Below are 19100 nucleotides of genomic sequence, written 5' to 3'. Positions count from 1 at the left end.
GATGAACAAGGCTTTCGTAAAGGAATCCGAGGATGACGACGAAGACCTGGCCGGCGCCCTGCCGCAGATTCCCGCTGGCGCGAAGAACTACATCACGCCGGCCGGCTACCAGCGCATCCGCGACGAGCTGCTGCACCTGATCGATGTGGAGCGGCCGGAAGTGGTGAAGGTGGTGCACTGGGCCGCGTCCAATGGCGACCGCTCGGAGAATGGCGACTATATCTACGGCAAGCGGCGCCTGCGCGAAATCGACCGCCGCATCCGCTTCCTGACCAAGCGCATGGACGCAGCCGAAGTGGTCGATCCGACCGTGCATCACGGCAGCGACCAGGTGTACTTCGGCGCCACCGTCACCTATTGCAACGCGGCCGGGGAAGAGCACACGGTCACGATCGTGGGCATCGACGAGCTCGATCCGCTGCATGGAAAGATCAGCTGGGTATCGCCGGTGGCGCGGGCGCTGACCAAGGCGCATGTCGGCGACACCGTCGCCCTGCAGACGCCGGCCGGCCTGGATGAGCTGGAAGTGCTGGAGGTGGCTTATCCGGCGCCGTCGGCGTAGCCCGGTTGTGCCCGGAACGCCGGCCTGGCTGCACCGTAGAATGCGCCCTGGCTACGGCACCCGGACCGGGCAGGGCGCGGCATCGACCAAGGATGCAATACCCCTTTGGGGATTGCATCCTGCGGCCGGCCTGCCTGCTAGAGCGCAGGCCGGCGCTTGCCGGCGCCGTTGACGGCCTCGAAGGCATGCGCCATCTGCAGCAATGCCAGCTCGCCCTGGTGCCGGCCCATGATCTGCAAACCCACCGGCAGGCCTTCCGCGGTGAACCCCGCCGGCACCGACATCGCCGGATGGGTGGTGGCGGTGATGTAGTAGCAGGAACGCATCCAGTCGATGTAGTTGTCCATCTTCACGCCGGCGATCTCGTCCACATAGGGCTGGTCGATGTCGAACGGCGGCACCTGGTTCACCGGCGCTATAAAAAAATCATATTTCTCCATGAAGCGGTGCATGCGCATGAACAGCGCCGTGCGCAGCTTCTCGGCCCGCGCCAGCTGGGCAGCGCTGAGCTTGCGGCCGGCCTCGATGTTCCAGACGATGGTGTCCTTCAGCACGCCCGGATGACGGTCCATGATGGCGCCGTAATGCAGCTCGAAGGCATAGGCCCGCAGCGCCATGAAGATGTCGTGGGCGTCGCGAAAATCCGGGCAGTCGTCCTCGACGATGCAGCCGAGGTCCTCGAACACCTTGCGCTGCGCATCCAGCACCTTCGTCACCCGCGGGTCGACCGGCAGGCCGCCCAGGTCCATGCTCCAGGCGATGCGCTTGCCGCGCAGGTCGCTTTCCAGCGGCATGCGGAACTGCTCGCCGCCCTGGCTGATGGCCATCGGGTCGCGCGCATCATGGCCTGCCATCACCGACAGGTGCAGCGCCAGGTCGGCCACATTGCGCGCCATCGGGCCATGCACCGACAGGTTGCTCCAGCCGTTCTGCGAGGGAAAGTCAGGCACCCGGCCGACCGAGGGGCGCATGCCGACCACGTTGCAGTAGTTGGCCGGGCAGCGCAGCGAGCCGCCCATGTCGGTGCCGTCGGCCAGCGGCGCCATGCCGGTTGCCAGCGCCACCGCCGAACCGCCGGACGAGCCGCCGCAGGTCTTGCTCAGATCATACGGATTGCGGGTGGCGCCGAAGACGGCGTTGAAGGTCTGCGAGCCGGCGCCGAACTCGGGCGTGTTGGTCTTGCCGACGCTGATCGCGCCGGCCGCCTGCTGCCGCTCCACCAGCAGCGCGCTGCGGCTCGGCACATAGTCTTCATGCACCCTGGAGCCGTAGGTGGTGCGCATGCCGCGGGTCATGATGAGGTCCTTGTGCACCACCGGCAGGCCATGCAGCGGGCCCAGCGGCTCGCCGCGCGCCTGCGCCTCGTCGGCCGCCAGGGCCGCGGCCATCGCCTGCTCGGCATGCAGGGTGACGATCGCATTGACCTGCGGATTGACCGCTTCGATGCGCGCCAGGTGCGCTGCCATCACCTCGCGCGCCGACAGCCGGCCGGCGCGGATCTGCGCCGCCATCTCGACGGCGGAAAGAAAACAGAGATCGTCGTTCATCGTCAGTACCCCAGTGATTGCGGCAGCCACAGCGCCAGTTGCGGAAAGGCAGTAACAAGCAGCAGCGCCACCAGCATCGACGCCACCATCCACAGGGCCCAGCGCACGGTGGACTCCATGGTCACGCCGGCAATGCGGGTGGTCACCATCAGGTTCACCGCCATCGGCGGCGTGAACTGGCCGATGGCCATGTTCATCGTCAGGATGATCCCGAACCAGACCGGGTCCCACTTGTAGGCCGCAACGATGGGCATCAGGATGGGCAGGAACACCAGGAAGATCGAGACCGCATCCAGCAGCATGCCGGCAATCAGCATCATGATGGTGATCATCAGCAGCATCAGCGCCTCGTTCGAGGTGAAGCCCAGCAGCAGCTTGGCGAAGGCATCGAAGGCGCCCAGCGTCGAGCCGGCATGGGCGAACACGCCGGCCAGCGAGATGATCAGCAGTACGACAGCGGAAATCTCGGCCGATTCCACCAGGACTTCATACACCTTGCGCATGGTCAGCGTACGGTACACGAAGAGGCCGACGAAGAGACCATAGAAAGCCGCCACCACCGCCGCCTCGGTTGGCGTAAACAGCCCGGTGCGCAGGCCGCCGAGGATGATCACCGGCGCCAGCAGGCCCCAGATCGCTTCCCTGAAGCTGTCCCAGAAGCGCGGGGTGGGCTCGTCGGACGCGGTGCCCCAGCCGTTCTTGTAGGAGAAATACAGGGTCGGCATGATCAGCGATAGTCCCGCCATGATGCCCGGAACTACGCCGCCGGCGAACAGCGCCGGCACCGAGGCCGAGGGCACCAGCACGCTGTAGAGAATCAGCGCCACCGAAGGCGGGATCAGGATCGCGGTGGAACCGGCGGCGGCGATCAGCGTGGCGGAAAAGGTCTTGGGATACCCCTGCTTGAACATCGCGGGAATCATCACCATCGCCACCGCCGCCGCATCGGCCGGACCCGAGCCGGATATGCCGCCCAGGAACATGCACACCAGGATCGCGACGATCCCCTGCGCGCCGCGCCGCTTGCCCACCACGGCGGAAGCGAAGCGCACGATGCGCAGCGCCACGCCGGCGCGCTCGAACATCATGCCGGCCAGGATGAAGACCGGCAGCGCCAGCAAGGGATATTTGGCAATGCCGTTGTAGGCATTGGTCGGCACCGACATGATGCCCAGGCCCTCGATCAGAATGACCGCGGTGCCGCTGATGCCCAGCGCCACCGCCAGCGGCGCGCCGATGGCCATCAGCAGCGCAAAGCCGAGAAAGAGTATCAGGCTGCCTTCGGCGATCATGGGCGGCCTCCGGCGCGTGCCACGCGGATCAGGCGTCCCAGGATGCGCAGGCAGATCAGCACCGACAGCAGGGGCAGCCAGATGCTGTAGATCCACTGCGGTATGCCGATGCCGGGCGAGGTGGTGTCGTACTGCCAGTCATCGAGAAACAGGAAATAGCCATACCAGGCCATGACGGCGAACATCACGATGCCCAGCGCCATCGACAGCATGTCGAAGAGGCGCGACATCGGGCGTGGCAGCCGGTCGGTGATGAAGGTCATCTTGATGTGGCGGTCGCGGGCAAAGGCGGCGGCGGCGCCGAACAGGGTCAGCACTACCATCAGGAAGATCGAGAATTCTTCGGTGAAGGCAAAGGACACGCTGGTGAAATAGCGCACCAGCACGTTGGCAAAGGTAATGATGCAGATGAGGGCCATGGCCAGGGCGGCACAGGCTTCCTCTATCCTGAGCGGCACCCGCGGATGGTCTTCCGGGACGTCGTCTTTTTCAGGCAATTCACTCATGGTTTCTGGGCAGGAGGCGGCCAGGGGCCGCGTAAGAAAAACGCCGCCGGCGGGGAAGGCAGGCGGCGGGCGTAATGCGGAAGGCTTACTTGCGGCCGGCGATGTCGGCTTCGGCCTGCTTCACCAGGTTGGGGCCAATGGTCTTGGCCCACTTTTCGTAAACCGGCCGGGTCATCTGGCGGAATGGCGCGAGTTCGGCTTCGGACAGGCGGGTGATCTTCACGCCCGTGGCTTCGACTTCCTTGTAGGCGCTGTTGTCGGAAGCGGTCAGGCCTTTGCGTGCCAGCGCGGTTTCTTCCTTGCCTGCCTGAACGGCCGCGTCGCGCACCGCGTCCTGGTCTGCCTTGCTCCAGCTTTCCCAGACCTTCCGGTTGACCACGAAGATCAGCGGGTCAGCCACATAGCCCCAGACCGTCATGTATTTCTGGCCGACCGCATGGATCTTGGCGCCGGTAAAGACCGACACCGGATTCTCCTGGCCATCGACCGCGCCGGAGGCCAGCGCCGGCTGCGCATCGGCCCAGCTCATCTGGGTCGGATTCGCGCCCAGCGCGGTGAAGGTGTCGTTGAACAGCGGCGAGCCCACCACGCGGAACTTCATGCCCTTCATGTCGGCCGGCGTGCGGATCTCATGCTTGGAATTGCTGATCTCGCGATAGCCGTTTTCACCCCATGCCAGCGGCACCACGCCGTTCTTTTCCAGCACCTTGAACAGTTCCTTGCCGGTCTGGCCCTGGGTCAGCGCGTCCAGCGCCTTGTAGTCGGGCAGCAGGAAAGGCAGCGAGAACAGGTTCAGTTCCTTGACCTGCGGCGACCAGTTGATCGACGAGCCGACCGCCAGGTCGATCACGCCCTGGCGTATCGCGGTGAATTCGCGGGTCTGGTCGCCGGCCACCAGCGAGGTGCCGGGATACATCTTGATGTTGATGCGGCCCTGGGTCTTTTCCTTTACCAGCTCGGCCCAGCGCTCGCCGCCCTTGCCCCATGGGAAAGCGGTGCCGAGCACGGTTGAAAGGCGGTATTCGGGCTGGTACTTCTGCTGCGCGAACGCAGGCACGGATACGGCGAATGCGGCAGCGATCGCCGCGACGAACAGGGTTTTCTTCAAGATGTTCTCCAAGTGGCTGGCGGCTACATTCCACGGGAAACGCCGCTCTGAATAGGGTGCGCGAGGCACCCGCTGTTTTACAGCAATCTTGTGAGGGAGGCAACTGGAGGGGGCGATAGCGGGCTTTTGGGTTCGGCAGCGGGGCGCGTGAGTAAAGTTCGGCTTCATTGCCGGGACGAACAACCAGTCATGCAACAGTGCTGCGCTTTGGTAGATACTGTTATGCCCGTCAAGCCCCATGCAATGTTGAATCAAAGGCTTGCCGTGACTTAAGCACGCCGAAGGCGACATGGATGAGCTTGCGCATCATGGCGCCGATGATGAGCTTGGGCGGCTTTCCTGCTGCGGCCAGGCGCTGGCGGAACACCTTGCCCCACTTGGTCCTGTACAGGGTCACCATGGCAGGCATGTAAAGCGCCTTGCGCAGGAAGCTGTGACCCACCTTCGATCGCCGTGGCTTGCCCCTGACGCTGCTGCCGGACTCATGCTGACGCGGGTCCAGCCCGGCGAATGCCACGGCCTGCCGGGCATGGTCAAAACGCTGCAGATCGCCATAAAACGCCAGCAGGCACGCAATCGTGCGCTCGCCCAGCCCCGGAATGCTGTCGAGCAGTTCCTGCTTGTCCTTGAGGTCCGGGTCGTTGTCCATGTGCTGGCGAATCTGCCGGGCCAGCTTGTCGATTTCCTTGTCCAGCCAGGCGATGTGGCTGGCAATGCCGGCCCTGACCGCTTCGCGCGCCACGTCCAGCCGGTTGCTTTCCTGGGTGCGCATGTTCTGCAGCGCATCCAGGCGCAATACCATGGCCCGCAACGCCTGCTCAGTCGCTGAAGGCGCCTGCCATAACGCCGGGCGGCGCTCGAAGCAGAAGCTGGCAATCAACTGGGCGTCGACCCGATCGGTCTTGGTGCGCACCAGGTGCGAGGCGCCAAAGGCCTTGATCTGCGCGGGATTGACCACGCTCACGGGCAAGCCCTGCTGCGCCAGATACGCGGCGACTTCTTCCCAATACACGCCGGTGGCTTCCATGCAGACATGGGCGGCTGCGCCGCCATGCTTTTGCAGCCACTCGAGCAGGGCCGCAAAGCCGCTGGCGTTGTTGGTGACGACCTTGTTGCGATGTTTGCCATCCGGCAGGCGCAAAGCGCAATCGAGCTTGGCCTTGGCGACATCGATTCCCAAATGATACGAGTGCATGCAACGTCCTCTCATGATCTACCTTGTCAATGCGGGCTGCCGGCAAGCCGGGCCAAAGATACTGTCCGATCTTTTTTGCGAGGGTGGGCGGCTGCTGCAAGAATCTACGACACTGGATCGCGTCCTAAGGGTGCAATCGGCATCCAGCCGCCCGTTCCTCAGGTGCCCCTGAAGAACTGCTACAACGATGCCGGGTCTTGCCATGCAAGACCGTCGGAATTACTACACAACCGAACTGACGGAATAATACAAGGGTGCAATACCCGAAGGGCATTGCACGGTGGGCCGCAAGCCGAAATGGCCATATCGGCCGGCTTCCCTGATCGACCAATGGTGGAATGACCCTTCGGGGTATTCCACCCTACGAAAAAGCCGGCCTCGAGAAATTCGAGGCCGGCTCTGTGGGGACAAGGCGTCGTTCAATAACGCCATGGATTGTCGGGGCGGCGGTCGTGGCGGTTGGGCACGCCATCGCCGTCGCGGTCCCAGCGCGGACCGTAGCGGTGATCATATCCATGCCGTTCGCGCCATTCGTCGCGGTACAGCGGGCGCGGTTGCACATATACCGGCCCGGGCTGGACGTAGACCGTGCCCGGCTGCACGTAGCCGTAGCTGGGCGCGCCATAGACCGGCGGCGGGGCGATGTAGCGCGGCGGCGGCGCGATGTAGCGCGGCGGTGGTCCATAGGGCGAGGGTGCGACATAGGCGCCGGGAACGCCGACATTGATGTCTACATCCACCCGCGCCATCGCCGGCGCGGCAGCAAGCAGCGCGGCGCCAGCCAGCAGGGACAGCATTGCGGAAGAAATGAGCTTCATTGCAATCTCCATTCGTAGGCGCCCATTAAAGCGCTAAAACCGCAGCGCAGGCGCTGTGCAGCGGTAAGCGTCGTTACAAGATGTATCTGCGGAACGGTGTATCCGTAACGCCTGACGTAAGAAAGCGCTTACATCCTTAAGCGTGGATGTCTGATTCCTAATATCCGGCCGATGGCAAAGAATACAACACCCGATTCTTTCCGAGGCATCCAATGAACCAGCAGCCAGGCAATCCGCCGTTACATGCCGATCAGCAATCCGTTGCCGGCGCGCTGCAGAACGACGAGCAGCGGGTGCTGCCCGTCATCGAGGAACAGCTGGATGTGCGCAAGGTCACGGTGGAAACCGGCGCCGTGCGCGTCAGAAAGATCGTGCATGAGGAAAGCCGCACCATCGACATGCCGCTGACGCAGGAGGAAGTGAGCATTACGAGGGTGCCGGTGAACCGGATCGTGGAAGACAAGTTCCACTCCCGGCAGGAGGGCGACACGCTGGTGATTCCGGTGTTCAAGGAAGTCGTTACCAGGCATCTGGTGTTGCTGGAGGAAGTGCGCATCACGACCCGGCGCCATGTCGAGCAGGGTGCGCAGGAAGTCAGCGTGAAGCGGGAAGAAGCGGTGGTGGAGCGTTATGACGCAGAGAGCGGAACCTGGAAGCCCGACACTGCGCGCTAGCGTTAGCCACTTGTCACAGAACCAAGCAGCCAACTCAAGGAGCAAAGAAATGGACCAGACAGTGATAGGCGTATTCGATACGTATGACCATGCCGAGCGGGCCAAGCAGCAATTGATCGCGCGCGGTTTTTCGGCCAACGACGTGCAGGTCCGCGCCCACAGCGCCGACTTGGGCACGACAGGTACGACCGGCACTACCACCAGCACCACTGCCACGCGCGACGACGATGTCGGCTTCATGGATGGCGTGCGCAATTTCTTTGCCGACCTGTTCGGACCGGACCAGGACGACGCTGGTCATTACTCGGAAGCGGTGCGCCGCGGCGGCGCTGTTGTAGCCGTCACGGTATCGGATGAAACCCGTGTCGACAGTGCCCGCGAGGCGTTGGCTGCCACCGGCGCGGTCGATATCGAAAAGCGCGTCGCCGAATGGCGCGCTACCGGCTACGAAGGCTATCGCAGCGATGCGGCGCCCTATACCCGCGACGAGATCCAGCAGGAACGTTCGCGCGTGATCCCGGTGGTGCAGGAAGAGCTGGAAGTGGGCAAGCGCCAGGTCGACCTGGGCGCGGTGCGCGTGGTGTCGCGCATGGTTGAGACCCCGGTCAAGGAGTCGGTCACGCTGCGCGAGGAGCATGCCAGCATCGAGCGCCGCCCGGTGGATCGCCCGGCATCCGAGGCTGACCTGAATGCGTTGCGCGACCAGAGCATCGAAGTGCGTGAAACGGCGGAGAAGGCCGTGGTCAGCAAGACCGCGCGGGTGGTGGAGGAAGTGGTGGTTGGCAAGACCGCCTCCGAGCACACCGAGCAGATCAGCGACACGGTGCGCAACACCGTGGTGGACGTGCAGAACAACGGCCGCAGCACGACCGGCGCCACCACGGCTTCGGGCGCCACCGGCAGCATGATGGGCACGACTGCCGACAACATGGCGGCCACCAATACATCGGCTGACTATGACGATGACTTCCGAAGCGACTGGAACACCCGCTACGCATCGATGGGCGGCAGCTATGACGACTATGCGCCGGCCTACCGCTATGGCTCGACACTGGGTTCGGACACCCGCTACAAGGGCCGTTCCTGGGACGAGATCGAGACCAGTGCGCGCAGCGACTGGCAGACCAAATATCCCGGCAGCGACTGGGAACGCTTCAAGGCCGCGGCGCGCCACGGCTGGGAGCGGGTCACCGGCCAGCGTCGTTAAGCTGGCTTGAACTGAGCCCCGGTTTCGGCCCGGCAGGCCGAAAGGGCCAGCCAATGCCAACCTCATGCCCGCGATGTCCCATCGCGGGCATGTTCTTTTATGCTTTGACAATTGAACAATGCGGCGGCTCAAGTCGAGGCATTGATTCAGCGGGCAGTCGTTTCCGCGGCGTCCAGCAAGGCCTGAATCTCTGCACTCTGTGCGCCCGCCCGCGCGCTGAGCCCCGCCCAGTTCGGGGCGGAAACGCTGATGCCGTGCTCCAGCAGCTGCCGCACCAGCGCGGCATCATTGTCGCGAACCGCCGCATGCAGCAGGGTATCGCCGCGCACATGGTCATGCATGTCCAGGGGCAGGTCGAGAATGATCAGGCCATTGACCAGCATGGCGAGGTTGCACGGCAGGCCGCTTTCAAACAGGAATTTCTGGGAATTCACCTGCTGCCGCATGGCGGACGCATACTGGATTTCATCCTGGGCGCGCTGCTGCTGTTCAGCCGCGCTTTTCTCCTGTTCCAGCATGGCCGCGATCTCCTGAAGCCGGCTTTCCATCTCCTGCGCCGCGCTGCGGCCAGCCTTGTTGTCCTGTGCGGCGCCATCCTCCATGGCTGGCTGCGGTGTTGCGCCTGCTTCGGCGGACGCCAGCATGGGTTCGGTCCGTTCGAGGCCGGCGTCGGACGCAATGCAACTGCGCCACTGCACCGGCAGCCACAGCAGGATGCCGCTGACAGCCGCCGCGGCCCCTGCAGCAATGGCGATGCGCGGCATGCTGCCCGGCGCCAGGAAGCGATGTTCCAGGGCCAGAAGCGCCACGCCGGCTGCCAGCGGCAGCAACACCAGGGAACTGGCGGCGAGCGGCATCAGGCGCCTCAACCGCGGCGCGGGCCAGTAAGCCAGGCGCTGCAGCGCAAACAGCTGTGCCAGGCCGATTGCGGCATACAGGGCCCATGTCAGCAGACGTCCCGGATGCGCTGCCGGCAGCGGCGTACCGGCCTGTTGTGCCATCGCCAGGGCGCCAGCCAGGCAGGCAAACAGCAGCAGGGGCGCGGCCAGTGCGGACAGCGCCAGCAGCATGCCATGCCGTTGGCCTGCCGAGGGCGCCGTGTGGCGCAGCAGCGGCGGTGGCGAGAGGCAGTACCAGGCGCTGACTGCCAGCACGCCAGTCAGAACGCAGAGGCCGGCCAGGTCGGTGCCGGCGACGATCAATGATGGCGCAGATGCCCAGTTGAAGGCCCCCACGTCAGCTTCCACACAGGCCCAGCACTTTTTCCTGCTGGGTGCAGGGCCGGGCCGGCGCCGCCGTGCCCGGGACGGCGGCTGGCCTGCTGCTGCTTTGCGCGGTGCGCTGTGCGATGCAGCTGCGCATGGTCCGCTCCATGGGCGGGTAATAGCTCCAGCCCTTGCCGAGCGTGGGCAACTCCAGTTTCACTTCCTTCCACTTTGCATGCCCCTGGGCCTGCAGCTGATCGAAGTTCTGGCACAGCGACTCGGCGAAGGCATTCAGGTAGCGCGTGGTGTGCTGCAGGTTGTAGTCATAGGTGACCAGGAAGGCCTTGACCGTCAGCGTCGGCACTTCCTCGGTGATCCAGTTGGGATAGCTGGAAGGGCGTATCGATGCCGGATAGTAGGTCTCCACCGCGCGCCGGGTTTCCGCCGCCTTGTCGTCCAGCTTGAGCAGCTTGATGAACTGGCGCGCTTCCGGCTTCATGTCGGCAAACAGCTTGGCCGGCTGGCCTGCGACGATTACCGCGACATCCACCGACTTGTCGGTGGTCAGCTTGATCAGGGCCTCTTCATTGCTGACATAGGTTGCATTGGCCTCCGGCAGCGGCTGGTTGAACATCAGCCGGTACAGGGTGGTGGCCGACAGCGCGGTGCCGCTGCCCACCGGGCCGATGCTGAGCTTCTTGTCCTTGATTTCATGGATGTAGTTGAGCGGCGAATCGGCGCGGGCAACGAAGTAGATTTCCTCGTTGTAGAGCGGCATCACTACCCGCAGCGGCCGGATGATGCGGCCGGCGGAGCGGTTGCCGCTGGCGGCCTGGTCCAGGAAAGCCTGGTAGACGTCGGATTGCACCAGGGCGAATTTCACGCCCGGCTCGTCGCGCAGGCGTGCCACATTGTCGGCCGACCCCTTGGAGGGCAGCACCTCCAGGCTGATGTCGGCTGGGTCGGCAATGTACTTCGCCAGGTCGCGGCCGATCTGGATATAGGTGCCGCGCTCGGACGCCGTGACGATCTTGAATTCCGTTCTTGCCTGCACGATGGCTGGCAGCAGACCGAGCGTCAGCAGCAAGGGGATAAGGCGTCTCATGTCGGCTCCTGGTTCTGTCGTTATGGATGGGGTGCGCTGCAAAGATTCATGGCCGCCATGGCCGCGCTGCAGGCGGCGTCGCCCGCCGGCGTGCGCGGTGCGGCGGCGGGCTGGTCGGCGGGCGCTTGAGAAGGCTGCGAAGGCTGAGACGATCGGGGAGGCTGGCGCCGGGCAATGGGCGGGTCGGCCGGCCTGGCAATGGGCGTCGCGGCTGGCCCCGGTTTTTTCTCGATGGCTGCCTGTGCCTTCCTTGCGGGGGATGGCAAGTCAGGAGGTTGCAATGGCTCGTCGTCCGCTTTGGGCGTCACAGCCATGCTTGCTGGACCTGGCACCGGACCCTTCACCGACGCGTTGTCGTCGCGCGGCGTCAGCAGCATGGCTAGCGAAATGCCGATCAGCGCCAACAGGAAAAGAAACCAAAGCCGTACTGGCCAGGTCGCACGCGACGGCATGGCAGGGGGCTGCGGCCTGGAGGACAGCGCAAGTTGCGAGGCAATCGCATAGCCCGGTATCTGCAATTGCAAAGCCGATGCGGGGCCGTAATTTGGCTTGGCCGGCGCTTCTGTCAGGGGCGGTGACGCGGCGGACAGGCCTTGTGGACCGGCCTGCGTGGAAGCCGGCGGGACGGCTGCCGAGGCGGCCTCCTGATCCGGGCCTGGCGTCTCCCCATCCGTTCGGCCGTGGCCAATATTTTCCAGTTGGGAAAATAGACGACTCATGGTCCGTCCTTGTGGAAATAATAAATTTCTTGAAACAATGTTAAATAATTGCCTGCCGGATTCATGTTCTTGCCGGACAAGAACTTAGCAAATTATAACGAAAAAGGTTAGTGCGGTGAGTGGATTGTTAAACTTTGAATTACTTACGTTGTAGACGGTCGGCGCATGCGGGAAAACGCGATGCTGTCAAGTCGTTATGGCCTGCGTGGATGACAGCTGCAAGGCGAAGAAATGCAAAGCGAAGAAATGATGCGGTTTTTCATCGCTGAGCAAGGGCTTGGGGCTGGCTGCTTTTGCTATTCTTCGGCTTTTCCGGCAATTGCCGGAACCGCTCTTCCCTTGACTTAATGACTGCATCCACATCGCCTTCCCGTCCGCGCCTTTCCACGATGATCACCATCGGCATCTGCGGCACCGTGCTGATGACGGTGTTTGCGCTGGTGGCGGTGGTCGACGAGTTTGCCCGCAACTATGCGCAGCGCCAGGCCAGCGTCAGGCTGCAGCAGCTTGCCTGGCAAATGCGCGATTCCCTCAATCGCGGCATGCAGGAGGCATTTTCCGACGTGAGCCTGCTGGCCGAACTGACCGAGGTGCGGGAGGCGCGCGAGCCGGCGGACATGCGGCGCGCGATGGAGCACATGCAGCGCATGGTGCCCAACTACGCCTGGATAGGCATGGCCAATCCGGATGGCACGGTCTATGCCGCCACTCAGCAGCTTCTCGAAGGCAAGGACGTCAGCAGCCGGCCCTGGTTCCAGAATGCCCGCTCCGGCGTGACGGCGGTGGATTACCACCCCGCACTCCTGCTGGAAAAGAAGCTGCCGCAAGGCGTCGACCCCTGGCGTTTTGTCGATGTGTCGATTCCGGTGCTGCGCCGCGACGGCTCGGTGCGCGGCGTCATGGGCGCCCATCTGAGCTGGGGCTGGGCGCGCGAGATCGCGAAAAACCTGCTGGCCCCGACCAGCCAGCAATACGGCCTGCAGATACTGGTTGTACGCAATGACGGCACGGTGCTGCTCGGCCCCAAGTCCATGGAAGAAAAGATGCTTGCCTCGTCGTCGGTGGAACGGGCGCGCCGTGGCGGCAGTGGTTCGGTGGATGAGGTGGCGGATGGGAAACGCTACCTGACCGGCTTTGCCCTGACCGGCCAGGAAGTCAATTTTCCGGCATTGAAGTGGGCGGTCCTGGTGCGCCAGCCCTACCAGGTCGCGATGGCCGACTTCGAAGTGCTGCAGAATCGCATCATCCTGGTCGGCGCGGCGCTGGCGCTGTTGCTGGGCGGCGCCGGCCTGCTGTTCGCGCGCCGTGTATCGGCGCCGCTGATCAGCCTGGCCGACACCCTGGAACATTACAAGCCGGACCGCCCGACGCCGGTGCCCGTTGTCAGCCAGTTTCATGAAGTGCATCTGCTGTCGTCCACCCTGGCCGACATGGTGCGGCGCGAGGAGACGCACCTTGCATCGCTGCAGCGGCTCAATGAAAACCTGGAGCAGACGGTGCGCGAGCGCACCCGCGAGATCGAGACCAAGGCGCGCCAGCTGGAACAGGCACTGGAAAAGCAGGGCCAAATCCAGACCCGGCTGCAGGAAAGCGAAGCGGAACTGCGGGCCACCCTGCATAACGCCAATGACGCTTTCATCGCCTTCGACGAGCATTTCAGCGTGGAGGAATGGAACGGCCAGGCTGAACGCCTGCTTGGGTGGACCCGTTCGGACATGCTGGGAAGGTCGCTGGTGGAAGCCATTCTGACACCCGAAATGCGCTCGGCGCGCCAGATCGGCATGCGGCAGTTTCTCGAGCGAGGCGATTCTGCCATGGTCAACCGGCGGGTGGAAATCGAGGTGTTGCGGCGCGATGGCGCCAGCGTGCCGGTGGAAGTGTCGGTAGCGCATGTGATGCGCCGCACCGGCCATCTGTTCATCGCCTTCATGCATGACATCAGCGCCCGCCGCACCCTGCATGCCTCGCTGGAAAACATGGCCATGAAGGACATGCTCACCGACCTGCCGAACCGCCGCGCGCTGATGCACAAGCTGCCGGAGGCGCTGGCGCGGGCCGGGCGCACCGGCAAGCCCCTGGCGGTGTTCTTCCTCGACCTGGACGGCTTCAAGGCAATCAACGACCAGTACGGCCACGATGCCGGCGATGAACTGCTGCGCATCCTGGCGCAGCGCATCGTTTCCACGGTGCGCCGCACCGACATCGTGGCGCGCCTGGCAGGCGATGAATTCGTCGTCCTGCTGGACATGCTGACGGCACGCGACGATGCCATCGAGGTGGCCCGCAAGCTGCTGGCGGTGCTGTCGGAACCGTTTGCACTGGAGGCGGCAACCGTGCAGCTGAGCGGCTCGATCGGCATCGCCATGCACGAACCTGGCTCCAGCGAACAGGCCGACACCCTGCTGGGCCGGGCGGATGGCGCCATGTACGAGGCCAAGAAGGGCGGCAAGAGCCGTTTCGCGCTGGCGCAGCCGGCCTGAGTCTGGTTTGCTGCCGGCTGCCCGCCGGCGGCCTCCTTATACGCCATTGGCATAGCGGAATTGAAAAAATGTATTTCCGCTTGGCTGTCAATAGCCCTAAAATTGCCGACTTTGCAAAACGCGACGCCGCAGCGCTGTTTGCCGCGTCCATGGGCGCACGCGATGCGGCCCGATAACAACATGATCCAGATAGAATCCGTTTCCCAGCGCTTTGCCGGCGCCCATGGTCCGGTCGACGCGGTGCGCGATGTCAGCCTGCAGATCGCCCGGGGCGAAATTTTTGGCATCATCGGCCGCAGCGGCGCCGGCAAGAGCACGCTGGTGCGCACCCTCAACATGCTCAACCGTCCGAGCGAAGGCCGCATCCTGATCGACAGACGCGACATGACCGCGCTCGACGCCAGCGCGCTGCGCGCCGCGCGCCGCGAGATCGGCATGATCTTCCAGCACTTCAACCTGCTGTCCTCGCGCACCGTGCGCCAGAACGTGGCGCTGCCGCTGGAGCTGGCCGGCATGTCGGCCGCCGAGATCGACAAGCGGGTCGGCCCGCTGCTCGAGCTGGTGGGCCTGACGCAGCAGCAGGACCGCTATCCGGCCCAGATCAGCGGCGGCCAGAAGCAGCGGGTCGGCATTGCGCGGGCGCTGGCCAACCAGCCCAAGGTGCTGCTGTCGGACGAGGCCACCTCGGCGCTGGACCCGGAAACCACACGCTCCATCCTTGAACTGCTGCGCCGGATCAACCGCGAGCTGGGCTTGACCATCGTCCTCATTACCCACCAGATGGAAGTGATCAAGGCGGTCTGCGACCGCATGGCGGTGATGGACGCCGGCCGGGTCATCGAGCATGGCTCGGTCATCGACGTGTTCCGCCAGCCGCAGCATGAAGTCACGCGCGCCCTGATCGGCGACGTGATTTCCCAGGAATTGCCGCGCGGCGTGCTGGAACGGGTGCGTGCGCGCCTGGCCGATACCCGCGCCGGCACCGGCCGCGACCACCTGTTCCGCTTTGCCTTCACCGGCTCGGGCGTGGACCAGCCGCTGCTGTCGGAAGCGGTGCGCCGCTTCGGGCTGGATTTCAATATCCTGCACGGGCAGATCGACGAGATCCAGGGCCAGGCGTTCGGTTCGCTGGCCGTGCTGGCCAGCGGCGAGCCGGCCCAGGTGGCCGAAGCCGTGCAGTTTTTCCGCACCCATGGCGTGGTGGTGGAGGAGTTAAACCATGTCATCTGAAATGCTCGACCTGTTCATTGGCGCCTTCGGCGAAACCCTGCTGATGGTGGGCGTGTCCGGCCTCCTGGGCGGACTGATCGGGGTGCCGCTGGGCATCCTGCTGTACCTGACTGACAGCCGCGGCATCCTGCCCAATCCGGCCTTCAACCGGGTGGCCGGCCTGGTGGTCAATGCAGTGCGCTCCACGCCCTTCATCATCCTGCTGGTGGCCGTGATTCCGCTGACCCGCTTCTTCGTCGGCTCGTCGATCGGCACCGCCGCCGCCATCGTGCCGCTGACCATCGCCGCCGCGCCCTTCGTTGCGCGCCTGGTGGAAACCGCGCTGGCCGAAGTCGACCGCGGCCTGATCGAGGCGGCGCAGGCGATGGGCGCCACCACCCGCCAGATCGTGTTCAAGGTGCTGGTGCCCGAAGCCTTTCCCGGCATCGTCGCCGGCCTGACGATCACCTTCGTCAGCCTGGTCGGCTATTCGGCGATGGCCGGCGCGATCGGCGGCGGCGGGCTGGGCGATGTCGGCATCCGCTACGGCTACCAGCGCTTCCTGCCGGAAGTCATGCTGATGGTGGTGCTGATCCTGATCGTCTTCGTGCAACTGGTGCAGTCGCTCGGCGACTGGCTGGTGCGCCGCCTGCGGCACCGCTGATTTCTTGCAGTTCCCACTTACAAAGGAAAAGGAAAATCCATGAAACGTCGTCAACTGTTGAAAACCGCCGCGCTCGCCGGCCTGGTCGCCGCCGTCTATGCCGCGCCGCTGCAGGCGCAGGACAAGCCGCTCAAGGTGGGCGTCACCGCCGGCCCGCATGCCCAGATCATGGAAGTGGTGAAGAAGGTCGTGGAAAAGGATGGCGTGAAGCTGCAGATCGTCGAGTTTTCCGATTACGTCCAGCCCAATGCCGCGCTGGCCGCCGGCGACCTCGACGCCAACAGCTATCAGCACCTGCCTTACCTGGAAGCCCAGATCAAGGACCGCGGCTACAAGTTCACCTCGGTCGGCTACACCATCACCTTCCCGATGGGCATTTATTCCAAGAAGATCAAGTCGCTGAAGGAGCTGAAGGATGGCGCCCGTTTCGGCGTGCCGAACGACCCGACCAACGGCGGCCGCGGCCTGCTGCTGCTGCAATCGCAGGGCCTGATCAAGCTCAAGCCCGAAGCCGGCCTGAAGGCGACCGCGCTGGACATCGTCTCCAACCCGAAGAAGCTGAAGATCGCCGAGCTCGACGCCGCCCAGCTGCCGCGCTCGCTGGACGACCTCGACGCCGCCGCCATCAACGGCAACTATGCCGAATCCGCCGGCCTGAGCCCAACCCGCGACGCCATCGCCGTGGAAGAAGCCAAGGGCCCATATGCCAACGTGATCGCGGTGCGCACCGAAGACAAGGACAAGCCATGGGTCGCCAAGCTGGTCAAGGCTTACCACAGCCCTGAAGTCAAGCAGTTCATCAACGGCAAGTTCAAGGACTCGGTGATCACGTCCTGGTAAGCAGCACCTCTCATGGCCGGTCCGCGTTCGCTCGAACTGTTCTGCCGGGTCGTCGACAACTTCGGCGACATCGGGGTGTGCTGGCGTCTGGCGCGCCAGCTGGCCGGCGAACAGGGCATGGCGGTCAGGCTGTGGGTGGACGACCTGGCAAGCTTCCGGCGCATCTGCGCCGAGGTCGACCCGGCTGCCGAAGCGCAGGTGCGGCAGGGCGTGGTCGTGCGTCGCTGGCACGGGGCGATGGCGCTGCCGGCGCCGGCCGACATCGGCGATGCGGTGGTCGAAGCCTTTGGCTGCGTGCTGCCGCCGGCATTCGAGCAGGCGATGGCCCAACGGCCGTCGCCGCCGGTCTGGATCAACCTCGAATACCTGAGCGCGGAAGACTGGGTGACCGGCTGCCATGGCCTGCCGTCGCCGCATCCGAAGCTGCCGCTGACCAAATACTTCTTCTTTCCCGGCTTTGAAGCCGGCACCGGCGGGCTGCTGTGCGAAGCCGGCCTGGAAGCGCGCCGGGCCGCGTTTGTTGCTGACGCCACGCAGCGTGCCGAATTCCTTGCGCATCTCGGTGTGCGGCCGTCGCCCGATGCATTGCTGCTCTCCTTGTTCTGCTACCCGCAGGCGCCGTTGACCGCGCTGCTGGAGGCGTTGCGCGACGATCAGCGTCCCAGCCTGATGCTGGTGCCCCAGGGCGTGGCCAGCGCGCAGCTTGCCGCCTGGGCTGGCCGGCTGCCGGCGCCAGGCGAGGTGCTGCGCACGGGCAGCCTGTCATGGCAGCAGGTGCCTTTCCTGGACCAGCCCGACTATGATCGCCTGCTCTGGTGCTGCGACCTCAATTTCGTGCGTGGCGAGGACAGCATGGTGCGCGCCCAGTGGGCCCAGCGGCCGCTGGTATGGCAGATCTATCCGCAGCAGGACGACGCTCACCGCGTCAAGCTCGAAGCCTTCCTGTCGCTGTACTGCGCCGGCATGGCGCCGGAAGCGTCGCAGGCCTGCCGCAGCGCCTGGCAGGCGTGGAATGGGGAGGGCGATATGGGTGACAGCTGGCACGCCCTGCGCGACTGCCTGCCCGCATTGCAGTCCCATATGGCGGATTGGTGCGCAAGCCTGCGCAGCTTGGGCGACCTGGCTGCCAACCTGCTCGCATTCATTGCGGAGCGGGCGCGCCAAGGGTAGTACCCGTAGCGCATCACGGCCCGACGGTGTTGCCGCGTCGCACCTTCGCGCTAGCAGCGCGTGTTGAAAATCGGTTAGAATAGCAGGCTTTATTTTCGCGAGCGGCCGCATAACAGGCCGCGCGCGGCACTGCCGGGCAGCCCGCCGCGTATCTTTCCCAACGTTTTTCCCATTTTTAAATTCAGCTATGAAAACCGCACAAGAAATCCGCGTCGGCAATGTCGTAATGGTCTCGGGCGAGCCGATGGTGGTTCTGAAAACCGAATACACCAAGTCCGGCCGCAACTCTTCCGTCTGCAAGATGAAGATGAAGAACCTGCTGACCGACGCCGGCCAGGAAGCCGTCTACCGCGCAGACGACAAGTTCGACGTCGTCACGCTCGACCGCAAGGAAGCCACCTATTCCTACTTCGCCGATCCGCTGTATGTGTTCATGGACAGCGACTACAACCAGTACGAAGTCGAAGGCGAGAACCTCGGCGAAGCCATCAACTACCTCGAAGACGGCATGCCGTGCGAAGTGGTGTTCTACAACGAGAAGGCCATCTCGGTCGAACTGCCGACCACCGTCGTGCGCGAAGTGACCTACACCGAGCCGGCCGTCAAGGGCGACACCTCGGGCAAGGTTCTGAAGCCGGCCAAGATCTCCACCGGTTTCAACGTCAACGTGCCGCTGTTCGTGGGCCAGGGCGACAAGATCGAAATCGATACCCGCACCGGCGAATACCGCAGCCGCGCGAAGTAATCCGGTCGCATCGTTTTGAAGAAAAGGGGTTGCAGCATAGGCTGCAACCCCTTT

General features: G+C 64.3%; 18 protein-coding genes. 9 read left to right on the top strand and 9 right to left on the bottom strand.

The window, feature by feature from the left end; genetic code table 11:
• Position 1 precedes the first annotated feature (1 nt).
• Positions 2 to 562, top strand: a complete 561-nt coding sequence (gene greB, locus KTQ42_RS08580; RefSeq protein ID WP_217345133.1) for a transcription elongation factor GreB — start codon at positions 2 to 4, stop codon at positions 560 to 562.
• Positions 563 to 699: 137 nt separating this feature from the next.
• On the opposite strand, the gene KTQ42_RS08575 is transcribed toward greB, so the two are convergent.
• The 6 genes from KTQ42_RS08575 to KTQ42_RS08550 form a co-directional block, all read right to left on the bottom strand.
• Complete coding sequence (locus tag KTQ42_RS08575) at positions 700 to 2109, bottom strand: amidase (RefSeq protein WP_217345132.1); 1410 nt, start codon at positions 2107 to 2109, stop codon at positions 700 to 702.
• Between the two features lie 2 nt (positions 2110 to 2111).
• Positions 2112 to 3401 (bottom strand): TRAP transporter large permease, encoded by a 1290-nt coding sequence (locus KTQ42_RS08570; RefSeq protein WP_217345131.1) that lies wholly within the window; start codon positions 3399 to 3401, stop codon positions 2112 to 2114.
• A complete protein-coding gene (locus KTQ42_RS08565) occupies positions 3398 to 3907 on the bottom strand; it encodes a TRAP transporter small permease (RefSeq protein WP_217345130.1) in 510 nt (169 codons plus the stop codon). Before KTQ42_RS08565 ends, KTQ42_RS08570 begins: the two co-directional genes overlap by 4 nt.
• An 85-nt stretch (positions 3908 to 3992) precedes the next feature.
• A complete protein-coding gene (locus KTQ42_RS08560) occupies positions 3993 to 5015 on the bottom strand; it encodes a DctP family TRAP transporter solute-binding subunit (protein WP_217345129.1) in 1023 nt (340 codons plus the stop codon).
• Positions 5016 to 5244: 229 nt separating this feature from the next.
• Entirely contained in the window at positions 5245 to 6210 is a 966-nt protein-coding gene (locus KTQ42_RS08555; RefSeq protein WP_217345128.1) for an IS110 family transposase, read from the bottom strand.
• A 419-nt stretch (positions 6211 to 6629) separates the two neighbouring features.
• Positions 6630 to 7028 carry a hypothetical protein gene (locus KTQ42_RS08550; protein ID WP_217345127.1) on the bottom strand — a complete coding sequence of 133 codons (399 nt, stop codon included), beginning with the start codon at positions 7026 to 7028 and terminating at the stop codon, positions 6630 to 6632.
• Between the two features lie 212 nt (positions 7029 to 7240).
• On the opposite strand from KTQ42_RS08550, the gene KTQ42_RS08545 reads away from it, so the two are divergent.
• Positions 7241 to 7702, top strand: coding sequence for a YsnF/AvaK domain-containing protein (locus KTQ42_RS08545; RefSeq protein WP_217345126.1), 462 nt, complete (start codon positions 7241 to 7243; stop codon positions 7700 to 7702).
• A gap of 49 nt (positions 7703 to 7751) precedes the next feature.
• On the top strand, positions 7752 to 8909 hold the full coding sequence (locus tag KTQ42_RS08540) for a YsnF/AvaK domain-containing protein (RefSeq protein ID WP_217345125.1): 1158 nt from the start codon (positions 7752 to 7754) through the stop codon (positions 8907 to 8909).
• A gap of 146 nt (positions 8910 to 9055) precedes the next feature.
• Here KTQ42_RS08540 and KTQ42_RS08535 read toward each other — a convergent pair whose 3' ends face one another.
• From KTQ42_RS08535 to KTQ42_RS08525, 3 genes are read right to left on the bottom strand one after another with little or no spacing between them, the layout of a single operon-like run.
• Complete coding sequence (locus tag KTQ42_RS08535; protein WP_217345124.1) at positions 9056 to 10144, bottom strand: ankyrin repeat domain-containing protein; 1089 nt, start codon at positions 10142 to 10144, stop codon at positions 9056 to 9058.
• A 1-nt stretch (position 10145) separates the two neighbouring features.
• Positions 10146 to 11219 (bottom strand): TAXI family TRAP transporter solute-binding subunit, encoded by a 1074-nt coding sequence (locus KTQ42_RS08530; protein WP_217345123.1) that lies wholly within the window; start codon positions 11217 to 11219, stop codon positions 10146 to 10148.
• A 20-nt stretch (positions 11220 to 11239) separates the two neighbouring features.
• On the bottom strand, positions 11240 to 11938 hold the full coding sequence (locus KTQ42_RS08525) for a hypothetical protein (RefSeq protein ID WP_217345122.1): 699 nt from the start codon (positions 11936 to 11938) through the stop codon (positions 11240 to 11242).
• A 347-nt stretch (positions 11939 to 12285) separates the two neighbouring features.
• Between KTQ42_RS08525 and KTQ42_RS08520 the strand changes: the two genes are divergently transcribed.
• The 6 genes from KTQ42_RS08520 to efp all read left to right on the top strand — a co-directional run bounded on the left by KTQ42_RS08520 (position 12286) and on the right by efp (position 19046).
• On the top strand, positions 12286 to 14418 hold the full coding sequence (locus KTQ42_RS08520; RefSeq protein WP_217345121.1) for a diguanylate cyclase: 2133 nt from the start codon (positions 12286 to 12288) through the stop codon (positions 14416 to 14418).
• 180 nt (positions 14419 to 14598) lie between these two features.
• The gene (locus KTQ42_RS08515) at positions 14599 to 15648 is read left to right on the top strand and encodes a methionine ABC transporter ATP-binding protein (protein WP_217345120.1); all 1050 of its coding nucleotides are present in this window, start codon (positions 14599 to 14601) and stop codon (positions 15646 to 15648) included.
• Positions 15638 to 16291: a methionine ABC transporter permease gene (locus KTQ42_RS08510; RefSeq protein ID WP_194713566.1), complete on the top strand. Its 654-nt coding sequence runs from the start codon at positions 15638 to 15640 to the stop codon at positions 16289 to 16291. The genes KTQ42_RS08515 and KTQ42_RS08510 overlap by 11 nt, the downstream gene beginning before the upstream one ends.
• Before the next feature lie 39 nt (positions 16292 to 16330).
• Entirely contained in the window at positions 16331 to 17131 is an 801-nt protein-coding gene (locus KTQ42_RS08505) for a MetQ/NlpA family ABC transporter substrate-binding protein (protein WP_217345119.1), read from the top strand.
• Between the two features lie 12 nt (positions 17132 to 17143).
• On the top strand, positions 17144 to 18301 hold the full coding sequence (gene earP, locus KTQ42_RS08500; protein WP_217345118.1) for an elongation factor P maturation arginine rhamnosyltransferase EarP: 1158 nt from the start codon (positions 17144 to 17146) through the stop codon (positions 18299 to 18301).
• 187 nt (positions 18302 to 18488) lie between these two features.
• On the top strand, positions 18489 to 19046 hold the full coding sequence (gene efp, locus KTQ42_RS08495) for an elongation factor P (RefSeq protein WP_217345117.1): 558 nt from the start codon (positions 18489 to 18491) through the stop codon (positions 19044 to 19046).
• Positions 19047 to 19100: the final 54 nt, after the last annotated feature.

Origin of the sequence: Noviherbaspirillum sp. L7-7A, from assembly GCF_019052805.1 — a bacterium.
GTDB lineage: Bacteria > Pseudomonadota > Gammaproteobacteria > Burkholderiales > Burkholderiaceae_D > Noviherbaspirillum_A.
The sequence above is the reverse complement of the archived record's forward strand: the minus strand, read 5'-3'. Positions and strand labels throughout refer to the sequence as shown.

Bases quoted from the DNA above. Each gene is read 5' to 3' on its own strand.
- greB (WP_217345133.1), top strand. From the start codon at position 2: ATGAACAAGGCTTTCGTAAAGGAATCCGAGGATGACGACGAAGACCTG.
- KTQ42_RS08575 (WP_217345132.1), bottom strand. From the start codon at position 2,109: ATGAACGACGATCTCTGTTTTCTTTCCGCCGTCGAGATGGCGGCGCAG.
- KTQ42_RS08570 (WP_217345131.1), bottom strand. From the start codon at position 3,401: ATGATCGCCGAAGGCAGCCTGATACTCTTTCTCGGCTTTGCGCTGCTG.
- KTQ42_RS08565 (WP_217345130.1), bottom strand. From the start codon at position 3,907: ATGAGTGAATTGCCTGAAAAAGACGACGTCCCGGAAGACCATCCGCGG.
- KTQ42_RS08555 (WP_217345128.1), bottom strand. From the start codon at position 6,210: ATGCACTCGTATCATTTGGGAATCGATGTCGCCAAGGCCAAGCTCGAT.
- KTQ42_RS08550 (WP_217345127.1), bottom strand. From the start codon at position 7,028: ATGAAGCTCATTTCTTCCGCAATGCTGTCCCTGCTGGCTGGCGCCGCG.
- KTQ42_RS08545 (WP_217345126.1), top strand. From the start codon at position 7,241: ATGAACCAGCAGCCAGGCAATCCGCCGTTACATGCCGATCAGCAATCC.
- KTQ42_RS08540 (WP_217345125.1), top strand. From the start codon at position 7,752: ATGGACCAGACAGTGATAGGCGTATTCGATACGTATGACCATGCCGAG.
- KTQ42_RS08530 (WP_217345123.1), bottom strand. From the start codon at position 11,219: ATGAGACGCCTTATCCCCTTGCTGCTGACGCTCGGTCTGCTGCCAGCC.
- KTQ42_RS08525 (WP_217345122.1), bottom strand. From the start codon at position 11,938: ATGAGTCGTCTATTTTCCCAACTGGAAAATATTGGCCACGGCCGAACG.
- KTQ42_RS08520 (WP_217345121.1), top strand. From the start codon at position 12,286: ATGACTGCATCCACATCGCCTTCCCGTCCGCGCCTTTCCACGATGATC.
- KTQ42_RS08515 (WP_217345120.1), top strand. From the start codon at position 14,599: ATGATCCAGATAGAATCCGTTTCCCAGCGCTTTGCCGGCGCCCATGGT.
- KTQ42_RS08510 (WP_194713566.1), top strand. From the start codon at position 15,638: ATGTCATCTGAAATGCTCGACCTGTTCATTGGCGCCTTCGGCGAAACC.
- KTQ42_RS08505 (WP_217345119.1), top strand. From the start codon at position 16,331: ATGAAACGTCGTCAACTGTTGAAAACCGCCGCGCTCGCCGGCCTGGTC.
- earP (WP_217345118.1), top strand. From the start codon at position 17,144: ATGGCCGGTCCGCGTTCGCTCGAACTGTTCTGCCGGGTCGTCGACAAC.
- efp (WP_217345117.1), top strand. From the start codon at position 18,489: ATGAAAACCGCACAAGAAATCCGCGTCGGCAATGTCGTAATGGTCTCG.